Raw genomic sequence first — 19,894 nt, 5'->3', positions numbered from 1 at the left:
GCGCCGGTCGATGCCGGGTACGGTCGCCAGAAAAGACCCAATCTGGCCCAGCTTCAACCCATGGCTTCAGTGTCGCCGCACGTTTTTGCGCGAAACGCTCAAGAGCGGCCGGGCGGTTCAATGCGGCTGGGTCACCACGCGCTGGGCGGGCGGCGGGGCGTGCTCCAGCGACCGCACCAGGCGCTGCATCGGTCCCTGGTCGATGCGGATCGAGCCGCTGCGGGCCCGGTCCAGATCCAGGATCAGCGTCATGGCCAGGGTCAGCAGCAGGAACAGCAGGCCCGACACCAGCCGGTGCTGATGGTGCGGGGCCGGGAGGGTGTAGCCGAGCACGGCGGCCACCACGACGGCATAGACCACCAGCACCATGATCACCGTGGTCGGCAGCGGGGCGTTGTGGGCCGCCTCGCGCTCGACGCCGACGGCCAGGGCGTCGTTGACGCCCTGCACCACCAGCGGCGCGAAGGGCCGGTCGCGCACGTTGCGGGCCGCGCGCAGGGTCTCGGCCTGGATCTCCTTGCGCAGCCGCGCCGACTGCTCGGCGAAGGGGTTCTTGTGGGCGGCGTCGGCCTCGCCATAGGCCAGGCGCGCCTCGGCATAGGCGCGGACCAGTTCGACCAGACGCCCCGACGCCGGCTGGTCCAGCAGCCGCACCCGCATGTCGGCGGTGTTCAGGGCGGCGGCTTCGGCCACCAGCAGGTTGTAGCGGGTCTCGTAGCGGTCCAGCGCCAGGCCGAAGGTGAAGGCGATCAGCAGCGCCAGCAGGCCCAGCACCCCTGACAGCACATAGCCGGGCTCGCTGACCACGTGGCGCTCGCCCGCCAGCCGCCGCGCCAGCCAGGAGGCGCCCTCGCGCGCGGCGACCAGCAGCGCGAACAGGGCCACGGCGATGACGATCAGGGATTCCTGGTTGAAGAACCGGTCCATCGCCGATCAGCCCGCCGGCCGGACCAGCTGCGCCGTCACCTGGTTGGCCGGCGCCTGGCCGGCTTCGATCTCGGAGAGGCTGGCGAGCGTGGTCTGCGCGATGGCCGACAGGGCCTCCTCGGTGAGGAAGGCCTGGTGGCCGGTGATCAGCACGTTGGGAAAGGTCAGCAGGCGCTGGAAGACGTCGTCCTGGACGATTTCGTTCGACAGGTCCTCGAAGAACAGGTCGGCCTCCTGCTCGTAGACGTCCAGCGCCACCCCGCCGATCTTGCGGCTCTTGAGGCCGTCGATCAGGGCGGCGGTGTCGATCAGCGCGCCGCGGCTGGTGTTGACGATGGTCAGGCCGTCGCGGGCCGCGGCGATGGCGGCCGCGTCGATCAGGTAGCGTGTCTGCGGCGTCAGCGGGCAGTGCAGGGTGACGATGTCGGCCTGGCGCAGCAGGGCTTCGCGAGCCACGTATTCCACGCCGATGGCGACCAGCTCGGGGTCCTGCGCCACGTCGCTGGCCAGCACGCGGCAGTTGAAGCCCAGTCGCAGGGTCCTGGCCACCAGGGCGCCGATCCTGCCCGTGCCGATCACCCCGACTGCGCGGCTCGACAGGTTGCGGCCCATCAGGCCGTCGAGGGCGAAGTTGTTCTCGCGCACCCGGCCCCAGGCGCGGGCGATGTTGCGGTCGAGCGCCAGCAGCAGGCCGACGGTGAACTCGGCCACGGCCTCGGGCGAATAGGCCGGCACCCGCACGACCGTGATTCCAAGGCGCTCGGCCTGCGCCAGGTCGACATTGTTGTAGCCGGCGCAGCGAAGGGCCACCGCCCGCGTGCCGCCCGCCGCCAGGATCCTCAGCGCCGCCGCGTCCAGCCGATCGTTGACGAACACGCAGACCGCCGGGTAGCCGGCCGCCAGGGCGGCGGTGGTCACGTCCAGCCGGGCCTCGAAATAGTCGATGGCGTGAGCGCCGGCGGCATTGGCCCGATCCAGGAAGCGACGGTCATAGGCCTTGGTCGAAAACACGGCGACGCGCACGGGCAAGCTCCAGACTGTGGAATGCGCCGACTATCGGTGGTTCGTGCGATTGCGCCTAGCCCGGGGCTCAACCTATCCTCGCTTTGAGGCCTTCGCCGCCCAGGAGATCGACATGCTCGCCCGCACGCTCGCCGCCCTCTGCCTGCTCGCCGCCGTTCCCGCCATGGCGCAGGACGCTCCCCGCACCGAGACGGTGCATTTCGCCAAGGGAACCTCGTCCAAGACCATCAAGGGCTCGATCAAGGGCTATGCGTCCGTGAACTACAAGGTCGGGGTCGCCGCCGGCCAGACCCTGAAGGTCGACTTCAAGCCGACCAACGCCTCGGCCTATTTCAACATCACCGCCCCCGGCGCGGACGCGGCGCTGTTCGTCGGCTCGACCTCGGGCGCCAGCGCCACGGTGAAGATCCCGTCCAGCGGCGACTACACCGTGCAGGTCTACCTGATGCGCAACGCCGCGCGCCGCAACGAGACCGCCGCCTACACCCTGACCATCGCCGCCAGATGAGCCTTTCGAGACGCGAACTCGGCTTCGTCCTGGCCGCCGGCGTGCTGGCGCCCGGCGCGGCCCTGGCCCAGGGCGCCAAGGCCAGCTCGGCGGTGGAACTGGCCCGCACGGGCGAGAGCCTCAAGCCCGGCCAATGGGTGTGGGCCCCGCAGATCGCGCCCAAGGGGCCGGTCGTGGTGCATGTCGACCTGTCGCGGCAGCTGGCCACGGTCTATCGCAACGGCGTGCGCATCGCCGTCTCGACGGTGTCCAGCGGCAAGGAGGGCCACGAGACGCCGACCGGGGTGTTCACGATCCTGCAGAAGGACGCCGACCACCGGTCCAGCCTCTATAACAGCGCCCCCATGCCCTATCAGCAGCGGCTGACCTGGGACGGGGTGGCGCTGCACGCCGGCGGCCTGCCGGGCTATCCGGAAAGCCATGGCTGCGTGCACCTGCCGATGGGCTTCGCCAAGCTGCTGTTCGGGATCACGCCGATGGGCGGCACGGTGATCGTGGTCGGCAAGGCCGGCGACCCGCCCGCCGACATGCCCAGCGCCGCCGGAGTTCTGGGCATGCCGATGAACGCCGGCTTCGATCTGGGGGCCGAGCCGCCGCCCTATGGCGAGGACTGGCGCTGGACGCCGGAGGCCTCGCCGGCCGGGCCGGTCACGATCATCGCCTCGCGCAGCGACCACCGGGCGGTGGTGCTGCGCAACGGCGTCGAGATCGGCCGCGCCGGCGTCGTCTTCCCTGACGAGGACTTCCAGACCCACGTCCTGGTCTGCACCGGCGTCAAGGACGGGGTGCCGCGCTGGGCCTATGTCGGCGCGCCCGGCCACGAGGAAGAAGCCGACCGGCCGCTCGACCCCGACCTGATGGCCAAGACCAGGATGCCCGACGGCTTCCGCACGGCGGTGCGCACGGTGATCGTCCCCGGCACGACGATCCTGGCCACCCAGTCGCCGGTGCTGCCCGACACGACCGGCAAGCATCTGACGGTGCTGTCGTCGGGGCGGTGAGGCTCGTCCCCACTACACTCCATCGTCATCCCGGGCGAAGGCGCAAAGCGCCGTAGACCCAGGACCCAGGGGACTGGGCGCGGCGCCCAGATCACCCAGCCAGACAGCGGCTGGCGCACTGCGGCGGCCCCTGGGTCCCGGCTCTCCGCGCTGCGCGCTCCGGCCGGGATGACGACTTGAGGGTGTTGGACGGCGTCGCGCTCAGCTCCCCTCAGGCCACCAGCGCCGCGCTGCGGCGGATGGCCGCTTCGGCCTCGGCGACCAGGTCGGCGACGATCCGCCCAGCCGGCAGAACCTGGCGGATGCCGCCGGCGCTCTGGCCCATGGCCAGGCACGAGCGGTCGGGATCCAGGCCCTCGGTCTGGCCGCCGATGCCGCCCAGCACACCGGCCTGGACGCTGGCCATGGCCTGCAAGGGGAAGGGCTGGATCTCGCCCGGCCGGGTCTCCCAGTCGTCGACGTAAGGGTTGGCGCGCACCCGCATGGGCTTGCCCGAGTAGCAGCGGGTGCGGACGGTGTCCTCGTCGCGGGCGGCCAGCACGGCGTCGCGATAGACCTCGCCGGCATGGGCCTCGACGCTGGCGATGAAGCGGGTGCCCATCCAGACGCCCTGGGCGCCCAGGGCCAGGGCGGCGGCCAGGCCCCGGCCGTCATGCAGGCCGCCGGCCGCGATCACCGGGATGTCGACCGCCTCGACCGCCTGGGCCACCAGCGGCAGGGTCCCGACCAGGCCCGTGTGGCCGCCGCCTTCGCCGCCCTGGCAGATCACCGCGTCGCAGCCGGCGTCGCGCGCCTTCTGGGCATGGCGCACCGTGCCGCAGACCACCATCACCTTCAGGCCCGCCGCGTGCAGCCGCGCGATGATCGGCGAGGGCACGCCCAGGCCGGCGACGAAGGCGCTGGCGCCCTCCTCGATGATGACGTCGACACTGGCGGTCAGGGCGTCGGGCGTGGCGGCCAGCAGGTCGACGCCGAACGGCCTGTCGGTGAGCGCGCGCACCTGGCGCATCTGCTGGCGGATGAAGTTCGGCGAGGTCCCGGCCATGCCCAGCACGCCATAGCCGCCGGCGCTGGAGACCGCCGCCGCCAGTGGGGCGTAGGACACCCCGCCCATGCCGGCCAGCAGGATCGGATGCTCGACGTGCAGCAGGTCGCACAGCGGCGTGCGCAGGGCCATGGCGGGTCTCCCTATCGTTGCGGCCCTTCGGCGGGGCCTTGGCGGCGAGTGTGCGCCCGACGCCGGCCGCCGCAATCCTTCCGCGACGGCGCCTCACAGATCGAGTGTGATTGTTCACTCACTTTTCGGTGGCGGGCGAGCCTTGGCCGTGTTTTCCTCCCAGGGTTGGATCTGGGAGGCTGGCATGAGCAGGCGGATCGGATTGTCGGCGCTGCTGGCCGGACTGTTGGCTCTTGCGGTCGGGCCGTCGCAGGCCGCGGCCGGCGAGGCGGCGGTCGGCGACCTGATCGGGCTGTCCCCCGTCGAGGTGCGGGCCCGCCTGACCGGCGCGCCGGCGCAGACGCCCCTGACGCGCGGCTTCGAGGTCGCGGGCAGCGACGGAACGGACGTCTATTTCACGCTCGACCAGTTGGTCGCCGATCCCAGGCGGCTGCGCCAGCAGGCCGTCTGGCGCACCTATGGCGACGGGCCCCTCGACCCGGAAGCCCCGATCTGTCGCTCGCGGCTGGCTTCGGGTTCCGGTGAACCGGGAAAGGGCGATCCGGTCCTGGTGTTCCACGACGGACGGCTGGCGGCGGTGCTGAGGCCGGTGCGGACGCCGGCGGGGCCCCGCTCGCCCGCCCCGCCGATCGAGGATCGCAAGGCCCATGAGCGGTGGGTCCGCCAGAGCCGGCCCTCGCCGTTCGCGCCGGCCTTCGGCCAGTTGCCGCTGGAGGACGGGCGGGGCTTTCTCGGACGCTGGTCGAAGGACGCGGCGGATCCGGCCGACCGGCTGTCGGCGGCCTGCGCGCCGGGGCCGCGGCCGCTGGCCATCGCGCCTGCCGCTAGGCGTCCGGGGCTGAGCAACAGCGACATGCAGGGCCTGGCCCTGCTGCCGTTCGCGGTGAAGCTGCCGGCCATGAACCGCGATCGGGAACGGGCGCGCGAGCGAGGGGCGGCGACCTTGGCGGGGATGAGCGTGGGCCAGCGCCTGCCGCGGGACCCCAAGGCCTTCGCGCGCGACCAGGACGGCCTGCGCTGGCACGGTTCGACGCGACCGGATTATGGCGTGCTGACCGTCGACCTGGGCGGCTGGAAGAGCCGCAATCTCTCCGACAAGCGCGACGTGGCCCTGGTCGGGGTGGAGGACGGGGTGGTGACCTGGATCTCGCCGCCAGGCGGCGTGGGGCCGGGCGCGGGCCTGCTGTGCGTCGACGGCGAAGGGCTGGCCGGCGCGCCGCGCCCCGGCTGCTGGGGCTGGGGGAACTACAAGCCTTAAGCGCCTCAGCGGCGCTCGTCGTCGAGAATGCGTTCGGGGTCCAGCTCCGGGGTCCAGAAGCAGGCGGCCATGGCCGACAGCATCAGCGCGATCATCGCCAGAAGTCCGCGCGGCGGGGCCAGGCCCACGATGTCTTGCGGGGTCATCTCTCTCGTTTCCTCGTGAGCCGGCGCCGCGCTCTGACGTCGAGGCTGCCGGTCACGAGGAAAGCGTCTCACCGAAGCTCTGGTTCGACAAGCGTATAAATTTCAATGTCTTATTCTGGACTTTCGGGTCCAGAAATCACCTCCGGCGGCTTGGGCGAGGCGAAGGCCGCGGCGGCGGCTTTCGTCTTTTCGACGCCGGCCCGCGCGGCGGCGGCCTTGGCGGCCACCTCGGCGGCGTAAGCCTCGGCCTCGCCCCGGGTCTTGATCGCCGCCACCCGGGCCTGGATCGCCGCGCCCGCGGCCGGGTCGCCATTGGCCAGGGCCAGGTCGGTCTTGGCCATGATGTGCAGGAAGCCGATGGTGTTGCCGGCGCCAGGCAGGGGCTGAGCCGCGACCTCGGCCGACATCGGCGCGGGGCTCGCCGAAGCGGCCACCGCCTCGGGCGCCGGATCGTTCAGCGTCACCGGGCAGTCGGTGCGCGCGGTGGCCAGCGACAGCAGCGGCAGCACGGTGCTGGCGTGCTGGTCGCGGGACGTCATGTACGGCAGGCCCCACAGGGCCTCCAGCGTGGCCGGCACCGAGGCGTGATCGTACTGGGTATGGCTCACCGAGGCCTTCGGGATCAGCGGCGAGACGATCACGGCCGGCACCCGCACGCCGTATCGGTCGAACAGGAAGCCGCCCGAGTTGATCGCCACGTCCTGGGGCGAGCCGTCGTTCGGCGGCGTTGCGCCGTAGGGGGTGACGGCGTCGTGAAAGCCGCCGTGTTCGTCATAGGTGACGATCAGCAGGCTGCGCGCCCAGCCCGGCGAATTGCGGATCGCCTCGTAGGTCGCCTTGATCAGGGCCTCGCCCTTGGCCATCGAGTCCATGGGGTGCTGCGAGGAGCCGCCCACATAGGTGCCGCCATAGATGTCGCCGTAGTTCGGCTCGATGAAGGTGTAGGGGTAGGGGTAGGGGCCCAGCAGGTCGTCGGCGAAGCTGGAGAAGGCTTCGGTGTCGATCTTGTAGGTCACCCCCTTCAGCGACGACACCTGGGGAATGCCGCCCAGGGTGTTGCCTTCCTCGTCGACATAGATCCGCCAGTTCATGTGGGCGGTGTTCAGCCGGTCGTAGATCGAGGCGCCGCTGGGATAGGTGAAGCCGCTGACGGTCTCCCACTTGGCGATATAGCTTTCGCCCGGCGAGTCCGACCAGCCGGCCGAAGAGGCGCCGTGCACGAAGAAGCGGTTGGGCCAGGTGGGGCCGGGAAGCGACGACCACCAGCGGTCGCAGACCGCGAACTCGGTGGCCAGCTGGTAGATCACCGGCAGCTGATTGGGCGTGTCGAAGCACAGCATGATGTCGCCGTACTCGGCCTGGGTCGGCAGGTAGGCGGGGTTGTGATCCTTGAGCTCGCTGGTGCTGGTGGCGTAGTTGGCCACGAAGCCTGTCGCCGTGGGCGATCCGTAGCTCGACCAGGGGCTATGCACGGCGCCCTCGCCGCACAGCTGCTCGTAGACGTCGGCGAACTCGTGCCCGGGATCGGTGGGCATGGCGGTCGGGGCCGGCGCGGCGCAGAAATATTGGACGCCTTTGTATTCGTTCATGTTCTGGCTCGACGAGCCGACGATCCCCGGGATGCCGGAAAAGGCGAAGATGTTGTCGAACGAGTGGTTCTCGAGCATCAGCACGAAGACGTTGTCGACCTGGGCCAGCGGCGAGGTCATCTGCATCTGCGCGGACGTGCCGCCCGAGGGCAGGGGGATCTTCAGGACGCCGGTGTCGACGGTCAGGGTGATCGACTGCCCGGCGTCGGGGGACTGCAGCTGGCACTCGGTCCAGTTGTCCGAGCCGACGCTGTGGAACACGCCATGGGCCGTGCCGCTCTCGACCACCAGCTTGACGGCCCAGTAGTCCTTCACGGTCAGCGAGCCGAGGCCGGTGTTGAAGAACACGGTCATCGGACCGACCTTGCCGTTGGGCGGGATCGTCCAGGTCTGGCTGGATATGCCGTAGTCGGAATTCTTGTGCCACAGCGTGACGATGGTCGGATCGCCGACGTTGCTCTGGAGATAGATCTGGCAGGAGTGCTTGGTGGACATCGACGCCTCCCCTTGGGCCGGTCGCCGTCAGGGCGCGGCCAGGCAAGGGGAAGCATCACGTCCAGAGAGTGGCGATCGCAACCTTAAATAGAATATTTCTTTGTGCGATTATTACTTGCGCCCGGGCGCGATCGCCTTATCGCCGAAACAGGTCGTAGGTCTGGGCGATGACCTGGCGGGTCAGGTCCCATTCCACCGCCGCCATGGCCTCCTCCCGCGTGAAGAACCGGGCGTCGGCGGCGTCGTCGCCGGCGTGGGGCTCGCCGCCGGTCCATTCGGCGGCGTAGTCGAACATCACGAAGTGACGGGTGGTCTCGCCGGTCTCGCGCGAGGTGAAGACGCCGTCGACGACATCAATGAGGCCCAGAAGCCGGGCTTCCACGCCGGTCTCCTCGCGCAGTTCGCGCAGGGCGGCGGCCTCGGCCGTCTCGCCGAACTCGATGCGCCCGCCCGGCAGGCTCCATTGGCCCAGACGCGGCGGCGTGCCGCGCTTGATCAGCAGCACCTCATGCCCCCGCAGGCAGATCACGCCGGCGGTGGGGGAGGGGGTCGGGGCGGGGGTAATCATGCGAAACCAGACTTCAGATCTACCGTCGAGCGCTCGCCCACCTGGGACATGCACTCGCCGAGCCAGTCTTCCGCCGCCTTGCGCCCGCGGGCCTTGAGGTCGGTCAGAAAGCTCCACTCGGTATTGAACTTGGACGCCAGCGACAGGTCGGCCAGCGGCTCGTCGGCCTTGATGGCGTGGACGAGCATGCGCCGATAGCGCCCCCGGGCATTGTCTTTCAAGAGGCCTTCGTCGAGCAGCTTCTGCACGAAGCCGATGGCGCGAAGCTCCGAGGACAACGCCGCGTTGAAGGTGATCTCGTTCAGGCGGTCCATGATCTCACCCGGCGACTTGGGCGTCTCGTCGCGGACGAAGGGGTTGAGGCTGACCAGCAGGATGTCGTCGGGGGTCTGGTCGTAGAACAGCGGCCACAGCGGCGGGTTGGCCAGGAAGCCGCCGTCCCAGTAGGGCTCGCCGTCGATCTCGACCGCCTGGAACACCTGCGGCAGGCAAGCGCTGGCCATCACGTGGCGGGCGGTCAGCTCGGTCTCGCGGAACACCTTGGCCTTGCTGGTCCGCACCGCCGTGGCCGAGATGTAGAGCTTGACCGGCGAGCGCTCGCGCAGGGCGGCGAAATCGATCGCCTCGTCGAGAATGTCGTGCAGCGGGTTCAGGTTGAACGGATTGAACTCGTAGGGGCTGAGCGACAGAGCCAGGGTCTCGGCCATCCGCCAGCCGGGCGTGTTCTTGATCCAGTCGGTCGCGCCCCCGAAAGCGCTTGTCCAGATGCTGGTGTCGCCGAAGACGTTGCGGCCGCCCTTGCGGTTGACCTGCTTCCAGAAGTCGTCGAGCGCGGCTTTCGCGCCGTCGCGGCCGCCGGCGATCAGGCCCGAGGTGAAGGCCACCGCGTTCATGGCCCCGGCCGAGGCGGCGGTGATGGCCTGGATCTCCAGGCCCTCCTCCTCCAGCAGGCGGTCGATGACGCCCCACTCGAAGGCGCCGTGCGCCCCGCCGCCCTGCAGCGCCAGGCTGATCGGGCGCGGACCCTTGGGCTTCTTCCTCAGCGGCGCGATGGGCATGGGGCGGCCTTCGTGCTTGGTCCTCGTCCTTCGACGCGCTCAGGATGAGGACCACTTACAGGCTCGGTGATTCAAAAACCTCATCCTGAGCCTGTCGAAGGACGAGGTTTCGTCTCAAGCGCTGCTGTCGATCCGCCCCTGAACCGACCGGCGTGAAGGCGCCTTACTGCGCGGTCCAGCCGCCGTCGACGGTGAAGGCCGCGCCGTTGGCCGAGGCGCCCAGGTCGCTGACCAGGTAAAGCAGCTGGCCGGCCAGCTGCTCGACGGTGACGAACTGCTTGGTCGGCTGGGCGGCCAGGATCACGTCCTTCATCACCGCCTCCTCGCTGATGCCGCGGGCCTTGGCCTGGTCGGCGATCTGGGCCTCGACCAGCGGGGTCTTCACGAAGCCGGGGCAGATGGCGTTGCAGGTGATGCCCTGTTGGGCGACCTCCAGCGCGATGGTCTTGGTCAGGCCCAGGATGCCATGCTTGGCGGCGACATAGGCCGACTTGTAGGGCGAGGCGACCAGACCGTGCGCCGAGGCGATGTTGACGATCCGCCCGCGGCCCTGCTCCTTCATGATCGGGAGCGCCGCCTTGGCGGCGTGGAACGCCGACGACAGGTTGATGGCGATGATCAGGTCCCACTTGTCGTCGGGGAACTCGTCGACCGGGGCCACGTGCTGGACGCCGGCGTTGTTCACGAGAATGTCCAGCTCGCCGAACTCGGCTTTCGCGGCGCGCACCATGTCGGCGATCTCGACCGGCTTGGTCATGTCGGCGCTATGGTACAGCACTTCGACGCCGTGCTTTTCGGCAATCTCGGCGCGGGTGCGCTCGATGGCGTTCATCTCGCCCAGGCCGTTGAGCACAATGTTGACGCCCTGGGCGGCCATGGCGTCGGCGAGCGCGTGCCCGATGCCGCTGGTCGAGCCCGTGACGATGGCGACTTGACCCTGCAACCCGAAATCCACGGCCATCGGCGCGCTCCTGCTGTCCTGCCCGACTTGCTGCATTGCAGCATATAGCTCGCTATCGCGAAGAGCGAGCGCTTATAAATTCATCGATAGATGAAATTATGGCTGCGGGCGAGCGAAAACCCAGTCCGCTTCCGTCGAGAGATCGGGGCGGAAGCTGTAGCCGTCCAGATCGAAGGCCTTCAGGTCCTGCGCCTTCTCGACGCGGCCCTCGATGGCGTAGCGGGCCATGCGGCCGCGCGCCTTCTTGGCGTAGAAGCCCAACACCTTCAGCGCCCCGGCCTTCTCTTCCTTGAAGTGGCAGGTGACGACCGGCAGCTTCAGGGCCTTGGCGTCGACGGCGCCGAAATACTCCTGGCTGGCCAGGTTCACCAGCGTCGGGTCGGCATGGTCGGCGGCGGCCTCGTTGAGGGTCTTGGCGATGGTCTCGCCCCAGAAGTCGTAGAGGTTGGCGCCGCGCTTGGTCTTCAGGCGCGTGCCCATCTCCAGACGGTAGGGCTGCAAGGCGTCCAGCGGCCGCAGCACGCCGTAGAGGCCCGACAGGATGCGCAAGGCCCCTTGCGCCCACTCCAGGGCCGGGCGATCCAGTTCGCGCGCGGCCAGGCCCGCATAGACGTCGCCGTTGAAGGCGATCACGGCCTGGAGCCCATCCTCGACCTCCGGGTCGAAATGCTGGAACCGCTCGCGGTTCAGGTCGGCCAGCTTCTCGGAGATGTGCATCAGCCGACGCAGGTCGGCCGCAGTCAGCTTGCGGGTGACCTTGGCCAGTTCCGCGATCTGCGGCTTCAGGGCCGGGGTGGTCAGGGGCAGCACCTGATCCGGGGCGGTGAAGTCTAGCGACTTGGCGGGAGAGATGACCATCAGCATGGGGGTGCAGATAGAGGCTTTGGTCTCGCTTCGCCAGCACCGGGGGCTGAGGAGCCGACCCTTAAGGTAGATCGCTTCTCCGCCGAGCATCCCCGCGAAGGCGGGGATCCAAGCCGAGTCCGGGGGTCTCGGCGCGGTATCTGGTCGATCCTGAAAGTCAGCTTGGGTCCCCGCCTTCGCGGGGAATTTACGGGGAGAGAGGCTATGCGGGCAATTTGTCCGCCCCCGTTCAGGCCAGCGTCAGCACCAGCGGTCCGTTCCGGGTGGCCACCAGGGTGTGCTCGTACTGCACCGTGGCCTCGCGGCCCGGCGGGCGCAGGGTCCAGCCGTCGTCAAGCTCCTCGACCCAGTCGGCGCCGAGCGACAGGAACGGTTCGATGGTGAAGACGAGGCCCTCGGTGATCACCCGCCGGTCGCGCGGCTCATGCCAGGTGGGGATCTCCTTGGGGGCGTCGTGCAGCGAACGGCCGACGCCATGGCTGGCGAGGTTGCGCACCAGGCTGTAGCCGTTCTTGTCGGCGAAAGCCTCGATCTGACGGCCGATCTCGTTTAGCCGGCCGCCGGGCCGCACCGCGCGGATGCCGGCCCACATGGCCCGCCGGCCGTCGCGGCACAGGCGCTCGATGCGCTTAGCTGTAGGCGGCACCGAGAAGCTGGCCCCGGTGTCGCCGAAATAGCCGTCCAGCTCGGCCGAGACGTCGATATTGATCAGGTCGCCGGCCTTGATCACCGTGTCGCCGGGAATGCCGTGGGCGCAGTCGGGCCCCACCGAGATGCAGGTCGCGCCGGGAAAGTCGTAGGTCAGTTCCGGGGCCGAGCGGGCGCCGTCCTTCTCCAGCAGGGCGCGGCCGATGCCGTCCAGTTCGCGGGTGGTCATGCCCGGTTCCAGCGCCGCGCCCATGGCCGTCAGGGTGCGGGCCACCAGGGCGCCGACCGCGCGCAGCTTGTCCAGCTGGTCCTCGTTGTCGATCGTCATGCGCTGGTGGTCGCCGGCAGGCCGGGGGCGTCGACGCCAGCCTCCTTCAGCTCGCGGGCCACCAGTTCCTGGAAGGTCAGGCCGGGGTTCAGCTCGCTGAGCATGCCGATCCTGATCCAGAAGGCCGCCTGGCCGTTGATCGACCGGTACGAGGCCTTGCTGGCCCGGCGCAGCTGCTCGTGCAGCTCGTCCTCGATGTTGACGATGCCCATGGCCTCGCTCTCGCATATACGTTTCGTATATGTCTTATATGGCCGAGCAATGGCCGAGGGCAAGAACCCTATTGAGCCGCCTGGGCGACCGCGCCCTGGTTCTTGGCCGCCGCCGTCAGGCGCTTGGCGTGGGTCTGGACCTGACGCAGCGTGGCGCGGGTCATGGCCGCGGTGGTGTCGGTGAGCGCGTCGTCGACGCCGACATAGGTCGGATAGGCCGCCAGGTGGTTGGCGACGATCAGGCCGAAATAGCCTTGCAGGCTGTCGTAGTCGACGTCGGGCGGATCGGCCGCGAAGGTCTGGTGGGCGATCGGCTGGTAGGTGTTGAAGCCGATCAGGCCGTGGGCCAGACCGTCCAGCGAGGCCAGCAGGGCGTCCATGGCCAGCTTGAAGGCGATGTCGCCGGTGTTGGTGAAGAAGCCCGTCAGCTTCACGTCGTTCCAGGCCGTGGGCACGATGTCGTGGGCGTTGACCAGGTCGGTGTTGAACGGGACCGGACCGCCTTGCGCCGAGTCCGGGGCCGGAGCCGGGAAGAAGTGGGTGTAGAGCGCGGCGAAGTCGGGATTGCCCGGCGTCGGGCCGGCGCTGGGCAGGGTCAGGGCGGTGGCGCCCACGAACGGGCCGCCGTTCTGGCCGATGGCGGCCATGGCCAGGCTGGGCGACAGCGCCCCGCCCAGGCTGTGACCGGTGAAGATCACCGTCCCGCCGGGGTTGGCCTTGGTCCAGCTGGTCACGAAGGCCTGGATGCCGCCGGCCTGGGGATCGCGCAGCGCCAGCAAGGCGGCGATCCCGGTCGCCGTGGCGTGCGAGATCTTCGGCGAGGGCGCGCCGTCGAAGCCGCCGTTGCCGTAGGGCCAGTCGACTTGGCGGACGATCGAGAAGTCTTCCGTCAGCCAGTCATAGGCGTCGTCCTCGTTGGTGCCGGCCATGGCCACCACCAGGCAGGGCGCGCCGGCTACCGTGGCGGCGGCCGCGTAGAGCATGTTGTCGGCGTAGTAGAGCGCGGTCGGGTCGGCGCCCTCGTGGCTCGACGCGACGGGGCCCCAGGCGATCGACCAGTCGGCGATCTTGCCGGCGTTGTCGGTCAGGAAGGCCTGGACCGACTGGCGCACATGGGCCTCCAGATTGGCCAGGGTGTCGACCTTGTCGGAGGCGGCGTTCGACAGCCACGACAGGCAGAAGGCCTGCTGCTGCAGGGTCAGGCTGGTCGCGGCGGTCTGCGGCATGGTCGCCTCCGATGGCTTGGGCGCCGGGCCCTTGGGATGTCGACGGGGATGGTATCACGCCTTCAACTTCAAGATGTGACCAGCCGCACATGCGCCTCGCGCCCGATTACTTTCCATCGTGGAAAGTTTATGCTTGCCGATATGGAAAGTGATCGATAGCTTTCCGGTATGGAAAGCAAGGAAGCGCCCGTGAGCCCCACCTCTTCGATCGATCCGGCCGAGGCCGCCCGCATGCTGGCCGAGGTCGAGGCCGCCAACGCCGACCTCGCGCGCCGCGCCCGGGCGCCGATCTGGTATCACCCGGCGCTGGGGCTGCTGGCCGGCGGCCTCGTGGCGGTCCAGGGCCAGGCGGTCCCGCTGATGCTCGGCGCCTACCTGGTGTTCGTGGTCGGCCTGCTGCTGCTGGTGCGCGCCTACAAGCGCCGCACCGGCCTGTGGATCAACGGCTATCGCGCCGGCCGCACGCGCTGGGTGTCGGTCGTCCTGGCGGTGCTGACCGCGCTGTCGGTCCTGGGCTCGGCCTGGCTGACCCGCGAGCACGGCCTGGCCGCCGGGCCGCTGGTGGTCGGCGCGACCATCGCGGTGATCGTCACCATCGGCGGTTTTGTCTGGGAGGCCGCGTTCCGCCGCGACCTGCGCGACGGCGGCTCGCTTTGAGCGCCGCCGCCCTCGATCCCGTGATCCACGCTCCCAACCGCCTGCAGATCTGCTGCATGCTGGCCGGTGTCGACACCATCGACTTTTCCACCCTGCGCGAGGCGCTGGACGTCTCGGAGTCGGTGCTTTCCAAGCACTTCAAGACGCTGGAGGAGGCCGGCTACCTCAAGGTCGCCAAGACCCCTTCCGACGGCCGGGTGCGCACCTGGGCCTCGCTGACCGTCGCCGGCCGCAAGGCGCTGAAAGGGCACCTGGCGGCGCTGAAGGCGATGATGGCGGGCGTGCCGGAGATCTGAGGTGTATTGCCAAGCTTTGCAGGCATGGGTCTTGTGGGGGCAACGGAGTTCTCGCATGCGCCTTTTCCTCGGCTTCGTCCTCGCCTTCGTCCTGGGCCTCGCGCCCGGGGCGGCCCTCGCCGGCTGGGAGGCCACCGAGTGGGGCATGACGCCCGAGCAGGCCCAGGCCGCCATGCCGGACCTGAAGCCGGTCAAGTTCGGCGAGAAAATGGACGTCGGCCAGGTCAAGAGCGCCGGGCCGTTCATGCTGGAAGGCGTGAAGGGCAAGGCGGAGCTCTACTACGGACCCGCGGGCCTCGAGCGCGTCGGGGTCAAGCTGCCCGCCCAATCCTGCAAGGTGGTCGGCGACGCCATCCTGCGCCAGCGCGGCAAGCCGCTGGTGGTCTCCGACCAGGTCCTGTTCTTTCTGTTCATCTGGCACGACGAGCCCCGCCAGACCCGCATCCGCCAGATGTTCAGCCCGCAGGCCGGCATCTGTTCGGTGTATTTCGAACGCCTGTCGACCTACCGCGACGGCGACCTCCAGGGGGCGGCCGCCAAGCCGTGACGCAGGCCGCCCTTTTCTTTCGCGCGCCGGCCGCTAGGAAGGCGGGATGAACGAGACCCTCGCCCTCGCGGCCGCCCTGGCCTGGCCGCTGCCGATGATCGTGGCCCTCTATTTCGTGGCCCGCACCCGCGCGCTGAAGCTGCGCCTCATCTGGGCCGTGCTGTGCTTCGTGGGCGTCGGCGCCTTCTGGATGCAGCCGTCCACCGGCCAGTGGGGCTTCGTGCCCTTCGCGGTCAACATCCTGGGCCCCGGCCAGGCCGGCGGCTTCCTGAAATCGACCATCCCGGCCGGCGCGGTGCTGTCGCTGATCGCCGTCTATTTCGCCCGCCGCAAGGCCAAGGCGGCCGCGGCCGACGCCGCCTAGAACAGCACCCGCGGGTTCATGATCCGCTGCGGATCCAGCGCGGCGCGGATGGCGCGCAGGGCGGCGACCTCGACGGGGTCCTTGTAGGCCAGGGCCTCGACCGACTTCATCGCGCCCAGGCCGTGCTCGGCGCTGATCGAGCCGTGGAAGCCGGCGGCGATGTCGTGGACGATGTGGGCGCCGGCCTCGCGGGCCGCGTCATGGGCGTCGTCGTCGCCGCCTTGGGGTTTCAGCACATCGTAATGGACGTTGCCGTCGCCCACGTGGCCGAAGGCGACGATGCGGGTTCCGGGGAAGGCCTTCTCGATCGCCGCGTCGGCCTGGCCGATGAAGTCGGGGATCTTGGAGACCGGCACCGAGACGTCGTGCTTCCAAACCGCGCCCTCGGGCTTCTGGCCGGCGGAGTGACCTTCGCGGATGTGCCAGAAGGCCTTCATCTGGGTTTCCGTCTGGGCCACGGCCGCGTCGGCGATCAGGCCGCTTTCCAGGGCGCCGGCCAGCAGGCGCTCCAGCGCCGCCTCGGCCGCGCCCGGCTCGCCGCTGGCGATCTCGATCAGCACGTACCAGGGATGCTCCGTGGGCAGAGGATCACGCAGGCCTGGCACGTTCCTGACGGTGAGGGCGAAGCCCAGGCGGCCCATCAGCTCGAAGGCCTCGACCGCGCCGCCGGTCTCGTCCTTGGCGCGGGCGAGCAGCTGGATGGCCTCGGCGGGCGAGGAGAGGCCGACGATCGCCACGGCCCGCGAGGCCAACGGCGCGTGCAGCTTCAGGGCCGCGGCGGTGACGACCCCCAACGTGCCCTCGGCGCCGATCAGCAGCTGCTTGAGATCATAGCCGGTGTTGTCCTTGCGCAGGCGCTTCAGCCCGTTCCAGATCTCGCCGTTGGGCAGCACGGCCTCGATGCCAAGCACCTGCTCGCGCATCATGCCGTAGCGCAGCACGGCCGTGCCGCCGGCGTTGGTCGAGATCAGGCCGCCGATGGTGCACGAGCCTTCCGAGGCCACGCCCACGGTGAAGCGGCGGCCGATGGCGGCGGCCTGTTGGTGAGCCTCGTAAAGGGTGACGCCGGCCTCCAGCACCATCACGTCGTCCAGGGCGTCGACGTCGCGAACGGCGCGCAGCTTCTCGGTCGACAGCAGGATCTCGCCCTGCGGGATCTGGCCGGCGACCAGGCCGGTGTTGCCGCCCTGCGGGGTGATCGCCACGCCCTGCGCGGCGCAGATCCCGATCACGGCGGCGACCTCGGCGGTGGTGCGCGGGGTGACCAGCAGCGGCGTCTCGCCCTTCCAGCGCCCGCGCCATTCGACCAGCTTGGGCGCCAGCCGCTCGGGATCCTGGCTCCATCCGCCCTCGCCCAGCACGGACTTCAGGCGGGAGACGACATCTGCGGGAACGGGCTTGGTCATGTCGCCAGGATAGGGCGGAACGGGGGAGGGGAGAAGGCGGGCTATGTGCTCCGCACCCCATCCTCCCGTCATTCCCGCCCCTGTGGCGGGAAGCCCTGGTTCCTCCCGCACGTGAAGCGCCAGCGGACTGCTTGGCAGTCCGCCCCTCCCGCCTTTGCGGCTGACAGAGGGGGTCCCGCCACAAGGGCGGGAATGACGGGAGTGATGGGGGCGAAAAGGAAGGGGTGGGAACCCGCGCTACTTTCCGTCGCGGAATGGATCGGCGGGATAGACGCCCAGGATCTCGAAGCGCTCGGAGAAGAACTTCAGCTCGTCGAAGGCCAAAGCGAGGCTGCGGTCCTCGGGGCGGCCGTCGACCTCGGCGTAGAAGAAGGTGGCCGTGAAGGCGCCGTTCTCCATGTAGCTTTCCAGCTTGGTCATGTTGACGCCGTTGGTGGCGAAGCCGCCCAGCGCCTTGTAGAGCGCGGCCGGCAGGTTGCGCACCCGGAACACGAAGCTGGTCACGCAGCGGTGGGTGAACGACGGGGCCGGCGGGGCCGGGTCGGCGGTCATCACCAGGAAGCGGGTGGTGTTGTGGCGTTCGTCCTCGATGTCGCGGGCCAGGATGTCGAGGTCGTAGATCTCGGCGGCCAGGGCGGGCGCGACGGCGGCGCGGGTCGGGTCGGGCTTGGCCGCCAGGGCCTTGGCCGCGCCGGCGGTGTCGCCCGCGCCCTCGGTCGAGAGGCCCAGGCGCTTGAGGCTGTGCCGGCACTGGGACAGCGCGATCGGCATCGAGACGGCGGTCTTGACGCTGTCCAGCGTGACGCCCTTGTTGACCATCAGCTGGAAGCGGATCGGCTTGAAGCGCTCGCCGATGATCTTCAGGCCCGAGGCGGGCAGCAGGTGGTGGACGTCGGCGACGCGGCCGGCGATCGAGTTCTCGATCGGGATCATGCCCAGTTGGGCCGCGCCGGTCTTGATGGCCTCGAACGCCTCCTCGAAGGTGGCGCAGGGCAGGACCTGGTAATCGGGGAAATAGGTGCGGCACGCCTCGTGGCTGTTGGCGCCGAGTTCGCCCTGGAAGGCGATGGTCTTGAGGGTGCTCATAGCGGTCTTCAGTTCTTTTCGGCGTGGTCGCGGGCGGCCTGCAGGTCGGACGGATTGTCGACGGAGATCGGAGCCTCGTCCGCCACCGCCGCGCGGATGGTCAGGCCCAGCTCCATGGCGCGCAGCTGCTCGAGCTTTTCGCGCAGCTCCAGAGGCGACGGCGCGGCGGCGTTGAAGGCCTCCAGCGCGGCGCGGCGATAGCCGTAGATGCCGATATGGCGCCAGACGGGGGCGTCGCCGTAGAGCGTCGAGCGGGTGAAATAGAGGGCGCGACCGCTTTGGCCTTCGGGATCCATGGCCAGCACGGCCTTGACCACGTCGGGGTTGGCGCGGTCGGCGCTTGTGGCTTCCGGCGCGACCACGGTGGCGATGTCGGCGTCGGCGTGGGCGGCCAGCTGGCCGGCGCAGGCGGAAAGCACGGCCGGGTCGACGAACGGCATGTCGCCCTGCAGGTTGATGACCACGTCGTGGGCGCCGGCCGGATCGAGCACCGCCAGCGCCGCCAGGATGCGGTCCGAGCCCGAGGGCAGGGCCGGGTCGGTCAGCACGGCGCGGCCGCCGGCGGCTTCCACCGCGGCCACGATCTCGGGATCGCCGGCGGCCACGGCCACCGGGCCGATGTTCGCCGCCTGCGCCTGGCGCAGCACGCGCACGATCATCGGCAGGCCGCCGATATCGGCCAGCGGCTTGTTGGGCAGGCGGGTGGCCGCCATGCGGGCGGGGATGAGGACGATCGGGTTCATGGTGTCACGTCTGGAAGGCGAAACGCGGTTCGCCCGGGTTGCGCACGGGGCGGTAGCGTGTCAGAGACCGGAGCGCAACACGCGCGTGGGGAGACCATGGGGGGACCCGCGCTCATAAATCGGCTCCGTCCACGCAAGACGGGTCAATAAAGAGGCTGACAAGGCTGAGATGAGCGACCTTACGTTCAACAAGATTTTCGGCGGCGTGCTTCTGACCGGTCTGGTCATCTTCGGTCTGCGCGAGGCCTCCGACATCGTCTTCAAGAAGCACGAAGTCGAAAAGCCCGGCTACGCGATCGCCGTCCAGGAAGACACCGGCGGCGAGGGCGCCGCGGCCGCCGAGGTTCCGCCCGACTGGGGTTCGGTCCTGCTGCTGCCGGCCAACATCGAGGCCGGCAAGGCCGTCTCGGCCAAGTGCGCCTCGTGCCACACCTTCACCTCTGGCGGCGCCAACGGCACCGGCCCCAACCTCTTCGGCACCCTGGGCAAGAAGCCGGGCACCCACCCGGGCTTTGGCTATTCGGGCTCGATGACCGACTTCGGCGGCCAGAACCCCGTTTGGGACTACGACCACGTCGACCAGTTCCTGAAGGCGCCGGGCAAGTATATCTCGGGCACCAAGATGACCTTCGCGGGCCTGAAGAAGCAGGAAGACCGCATCGCCATCATCGCCTATCTGCACAGCCTGGGATCGACCCTGCCGGTGCCGGCTCCGAAGCCCGCCGCCGCGGCCGCTCCGGCCGCCGACGCGGCCGCGGCTCCCGCCGCTGAAGGCGCCGCCCCGGCCGAAGGCGCCGCTCCGGCGC

The 19,894-nt window shown here is 69.6% G+C and carries 23 protein-coding genes and 1 pseudogene; 8 read left to right on the top strand and 16 right to left on the bottom strand.

Features of this window, described 5'->3' with window-relative positions; translation table 11 throughout:
* Positions 1-117: 117 nt before the first annotated feature.
* Entirely contained in the window at positions 118-927 is an 810-nt protein-coding gene (locus DDF62_RS01205; RefSeq protein ID WP_116487415.1) for a bestrophin-like domain, read from the bottom strand.
* A gap of 6 nt (positions 928-933) precedes the next feature.
* Complete coding sequence (locus DDF62_RS01200) at positions 934-1,950, bottom strand: 2-hydroxyacid dehydrogenase (RefSeq protein WP_116487414.1); 1,017 nt, start codon at positions 1,948-1,950, stop codon at positions 934-936.
* Between the two features lie 112 nt (positions 1,951-2,062).
* On the opposite strand from DDF62_RS01200, the gene DDF62_RS01195 reads away from it, so the two are divergent.
* Together DDF62_RS01195 and DDF62_RS01190 are read left to right on the top strand one after the other, a co-directional pair.
* Positions 2,063-2,458, top strand: coding sequence for a DNA breaking-rejoining protein (locus DDF62_RS01195; RefSeq protein WP_116487460.1), 396 nt, complete (start codon positions 2,063-2,065; stop codon positions 2,456-2,458).
* Positions 2,455-3,459, top strand: coding sequence for a L,D-transpeptidase (locus tag DDF62_RS01190; protein ID WP_116487413.1), 1,005 nt, complete (start codon positions 2,455-2,457; stop codon positions 3,457-3,459). The genes DDF62_RS01195 and DDF62_RS01190 overlap by 4 nt, the downstream gene beginning before the upstream one ends.
* A 211-nt stretch (positions 3,460-3,670) precedes the next feature.
* Here the strand turns inward: DDF62_RS01190 and DDF62_RS01185 are convergent, their stop codons facing one another.
* A complete protein-coding gene (locus tag DDF62_RS01185) occupies positions 3,671-4,636 on the bottom strand; it encodes an NAD(P)H-dependent flavin oxidoreductase (protein WP_116487412.1) in 966 nt (321 codons plus the stop codon).
* 184 nt (positions 4,637-4,820) lie between these two features.
* Between DDF62_RS01185 and DDF62_RS01180 the strand changes: the two genes are divergently transcribed.
* Entirely contained in the window at positions 4,821-5,894 is a 1,074-nt protein-coding gene (locus tag DDF62_RS01180; protein ID WP_133244864.1) for a hypothetical protein, read from the top strand.
* Between the two features lie 5 nt (positions 5,895-5,899).
* Here the strand turns inward: DDF62_RS01180 and DDF62_RS25460 are convergent, their stop codons facing one another.
* From DDF62_RS25460 to DDF62_RS01140, 10 genes and pseudogenes are all read right to left on the bottom strand, one after another.
* Entirely contained in the window at positions 5,900-6,040 is a 141-nt protein-coding gene (locus DDF62_RS25460; RefSeq protein WP_165832142.1) for a hypothetical protein, read from the bottom strand.
* Between the two features lie 110 nt (positions 6,041-6,150).
* A complete protein-coding gene (locus DDF62_RS01175; RefSeq protein ID WP_208866801.1) occupies positions 6,151-8,124 on the bottom strand; it encodes an alkaline phosphatase family protein in 1,974 nt (657 codons plus the stop codon).
* Between the two features lie 136 nt (positions 8,125-8,260).
* A complete protein-coding gene (locus DDF62_RS01170; protein WP_101717207.1) occupies positions 8,261-8,692 on the bottom strand; it encodes an NUDIX hydrolase in 432 nt (143 codons plus the stop codon).
* Entirely contained in the window at positions 8,689-9,750 is a 1,062-nt protein-coding gene (locus DDF62_RS01165) for a patatin-like phospholipase family protein (RefSeq protein WP_116487410.1), read from the bottom strand. The genes DDF62_RS01170 and DDF62_RS01165 overlap by 4 nt, the downstream gene beginning before the upstream one ends.
* Before the next feature lie 20 nt (positions 9,751-9,770).
* Positions 9,771-9,868, bottom strand: a pseudogene (locus DDF62_RS26560) (hypothetical protein); the annotation flags it as partial.
* 45 nt (positions 9,869-9,913) lie between these two features.
* Positions 9,914-10,711: a 3-hydroxybutyrate dehydrogenase gene (locus DDF62_RS01160; RefSeq protein WP_116487409.1), complete on the bottom strand. Its 798-nt coding sequence runs from the start codon at positions 10,709-10,711 to the stop codon at positions 9,914-9,916.
* Positions 10,712-10,807: 96 nt separating this feature from the next.
* A complete protein-coding gene (gene yaaA / locus DDF62_RS01155; protein WP_116487408.1) occupies positions 10,808-11,575 on the bottom strand; it encodes a peroxide stress protein YaaA in 768 nt (255 codons plus the stop codon).
* Between the two features lie 229 nt (positions 11,576-11,804).
* Positions 11,805-12,551 (bottom strand): type I methionyl aminopeptidase, encoded by a 747-nt coding sequence (gene map / locus DDF62_RS01150; protein WP_116487407.1) that lies wholly within the window; start codon positions 12,549-12,551, stop codon positions 11,805-11,807.
* Positions 12,548-12,763: a ParD-like family protein gene (locus DDF62_RS01145; protein ID WP_116487406.1), complete on the bottom strand. Its 216-nt coding sequence runs from the start codon at positions 12,761-12,763 to the stop codon at positions 12,548-12,550. Before DDF62_RS01145 ends, map begins: the two co-directional genes overlap by 4 nt.
* 68 nt (positions 12,764-12,831) lie before the next feature.
* On the bottom strand, positions 12,832-13,989 hold the full coding sequence (locus DDF62_RS01140) for a lipase family protein (RefSeq protein ID WP_116487405.1): 1,158 nt from the start codon (positions 13,987-13,989) through the stop codon (positions 12,832-12,834).
* A 189-nt stretch (positions 13,990-14,178) separates the two neighbouring features.
* On the opposite strand from DDF62_RS01140, the gene DDF62_RS01135 reads away from it, so the two are divergent.
* From DDF62_RS01135 to DDF62_RS01120, 4 genes are read left to right on the top strand one after another with little or no spacing between them, the layout of a single operon-like run.
* Complete coding sequence (locus DDF62_RS01135) at positions 14,179-14,646, top strand: hypothetical protein (protein ID WP_244286664.1); 468 nt, start codon at positions 14,179-14,181, stop codon at positions 14,644-14,646.
* A complete protein-coding gene (locus DDF62_RS01130; RefSeq protein WP_101717216.1) occupies positions 14,643-14,942 on the top strand; it encodes a transcriptional regulator in 300 nt (99 codons plus the stop codon). The genes DDF62_RS01135 and DDF62_RS01130 overlap by 4 nt, the downstream gene beginning before the upstream one ends.
* Before the next feature lie 55 nt (positions 14,943-14,997).
* Complete coding sequence (locus tag DDF62_RS01125) at positions 14,998-15,489, top strand: hypothetical protein (RefSeq protein ID WP_116487403.1); 492 nt, start codon at positions 14,998-15,000, stop codon at positions 15,487-15,489.
* Positions 15,490-15,535: 46 nt separating this feature from the next.
* Positions 15,536-15,853 carry a hypothetical protein gene (locus DDF62_RS01120; protein WP_116487402.1) on the top strand — a complete coding sequence of 106 codons (318 nt, stop codon included), beginning with the start codon at positions 15,536-15,538 and terminating at the stop codon, positions 15,851-15,853.
* On the opposite strand, the gene DDF62_RS01115 is transcribed toward DDF62_RS01120, so the two are convergent.
* The 3 genes from DDF62_RS01115 to DDF62_RS01105 form a co-directional block, all read right to left on the bottom strand.
* On the bottom strand, positions 15,850-17,259 hold the full coding sequence (locus DDF62_RS01115) for an FAD-binding oxidoreductase (protein ID WP_116487401.1): 1,410 nt from the start codon (positions 17,257-17,259) through the stop codon (positions 15,850-15,852). The two genes, DDF62_RS01120 and DDF62_RS01115, sit on opposite strands and share 4 nt — an antisense overlap.
* 237 nt (positions 17,260-17,496) lie before the next feature.
* Positions 17,497-18,345, bottom strand: a complete 849-nt coding sequence (locus DDF62_RS01110) for a prephenate dehydratase (RefSeq protein WP_116487400.1) — start codon at positions 18,343-18,345, stop codon at positions 17,497-17,499.
* Positions 18,346-18,353: 8 nt separating this feature from the next.
* Complete coding sequence (locus DDF62_RS01105; RefSeq protein WP_116487399.1) at positions 18,354-19,088, bottom strand: 3-deoxy-manno-octulosonate cytidylyltransferase; 735 nt, start codon at positions 19,086-19,088, stop codon at positions 18,354-18,356.
* Positions 19,089-19,257: 169 nt separating this feature from the next.
* Between DDF62_RS01105 and DDF62_RS01100 the strand changes: the two genes are divergently transcribed.
* Positions 19,258-19,894: c-type cytochrome (locus DDF62_RS01100; protein ID WP_133244863.1), on the top strand; the 637-nt coding region annotated here is incomplete at its 3' end.

The organism is Caulobacter radicis, from assembly GCF_003094615.1.
Taxonomy (GTDB): domain Bacteria; phylum Pseudomonadota; class Alphaproteobacteria; order Caulobacterales; family Caulobacteraceae; genus Caulobacter; species Caulobacter radicis.
This window is presented reverse-complemented; position numbering and strand designations above follow the sequence as displayed.

What these genes read in the sequence shown, in the direction of transcription:
- DDF62_RS01205 (WP_116487415.1), bottom strand. Translation starts at nt 927, where the DNA reads ATGGACCGGTTCTTCAACCAGGAATCCCTGATCGTCATCGCCGTGGCC.
- DDF62_RS01195 (WP_116487460.1), top strand. Translation starts at nt 2,063, where the DNA reads ATGCTCGCCCGCACGCTCGCCGCCCTCTGCCTGCTCGCCGCCGTTCCC.
- DDF62_RS01190 (WP_116487413.1), top strand. Translation starts at nt 2,455, where the DNA reads ATGAGCCTTTCGAGACGCGAACTCGGCTTCGTCCTGGCCGCCGGCGTG.
- DDF62_RS01185 (WP_116487412.1), bottom strand. Translation starts at nt 4,636, where the DNA reads ATGGCCCTGCGCACGCCGCTGTGCGACCTGCTGCACGTCGAGCATCCG.
- DDF62_RS01180 (WP_133244864.1), top strand. Translation starts at nt 4,821, where the DNA reads ATGAGCAGGCGGATCGGATTGTCGGCGCTGCTGGCCGGACTGTTGGCT.
- DDF62_RS25460 (WP_165832142.1), bottom strand. Translation starts at nt 6,040, where the DNA reads ATGACCCCGCAAGACATCGTGGGCCTGGCCCCGCCGCGCGGACTTCTG.
- DDF62_RS01175 (WP_208866801.1), bottom strand. Translation starts at nt 8,124, where the DNA reads ATGTCCACCAAGCACTCCTGCCAGATCTATCTCCAGAGCAACGTCGGC.
- DDF62_RS01170 (WP_101717207.1), bottom strand. Translation starts at nt 8,692, where the DNA reads ATGATTACCCCCGCCCCGACCCCCTCCCCCACCGCCGGCGTGATCTGC.
- DDF62_RS01165 (WP_116487410.1), bottom strand. Translation starts at nt 9,750, where the DNA reads ATGCCCATCGCGCCGCTGAGGAAGAAGCCCAAGGGTCCGCGCCCGATC.
- DDF62_RS01160 (WP_116487409.1), bottom strand. Translation starts at nt 10,711, where the DNA reads ATGGCCGTGGATTTCGGGTTGCAGGGTCAAGTCGCCATCGTCACGGGC.
- yaaA (WP_116487408.1), bottom strand. Translation starts at nt 11,575, where the DNA reads ATGCTGATGGTCATCTCTCCCGCCAAGTCGCTAGACTTCACCGCCCCG.
- map (WP_116487407.1), bottom strand. Translation starts at nt 12,551, where the DNA reads ATGACGATCGACAACGAGGACCAGCTGGACAAGCTGCGCGCGGTCGGC.
- DDF62_RS01145 (WP_116487406.1), bottom strand. Translation starts at nt 12,763, where the DNA reads ATGGGCATCGTCAACATCGAGGACGAGCTGCACGAGCAGCTGCGCCGG.
- DDF62_RS01140 (WP_116487405.1), bottom strand. Translation starts at nt 13,989, where the DNA reads ATGCCGCAGACCGCCGCGACCAGCCTGACCCTGCAGCAGCAGGCCTTC.
- DDF62_RS01125 (WP_116487403.1), top strand. Translation starts at nt 14,998, where the DNA reads ATGCGCCTTTTCCTCGGCTTCGTCCTCGCCTTCGTCCTGGGCCTCGCG.
- DDF62_RS01120 (WP_116487402.1), top strand. Translation starts at nt 15,536, where the DNA reads ATGAACGAGACCCTCGCCCTCGCGGCCGCCCTGGCCTGGCCGCTGCCG.
- DDF62_RS01115 (WP_116487401.1), bottom strand. Translation starts at nt 17,259, where the DNA reads ATGACCAAGCCCGTTCCCGCAGATGTCGTCTCCCGCCTGAAGTCCGTG.
- DDF62_RS01110 (WP_116487400.1), bottom strand. Translation starts at nt 18,345, where the DNA reads ATGAGCACCCTCAAGACCATCGCCTTCCAGGGCGAACTCGGCGCCAAC.
- DDF62_RS01105 (WP_116487399.1), bottom strand. Translation starts at nt 19,088, where the DNA reads ATGAACCCGATCGTCCTCATCCCCGCCCGCATGGCGGCCACCCGCCTG.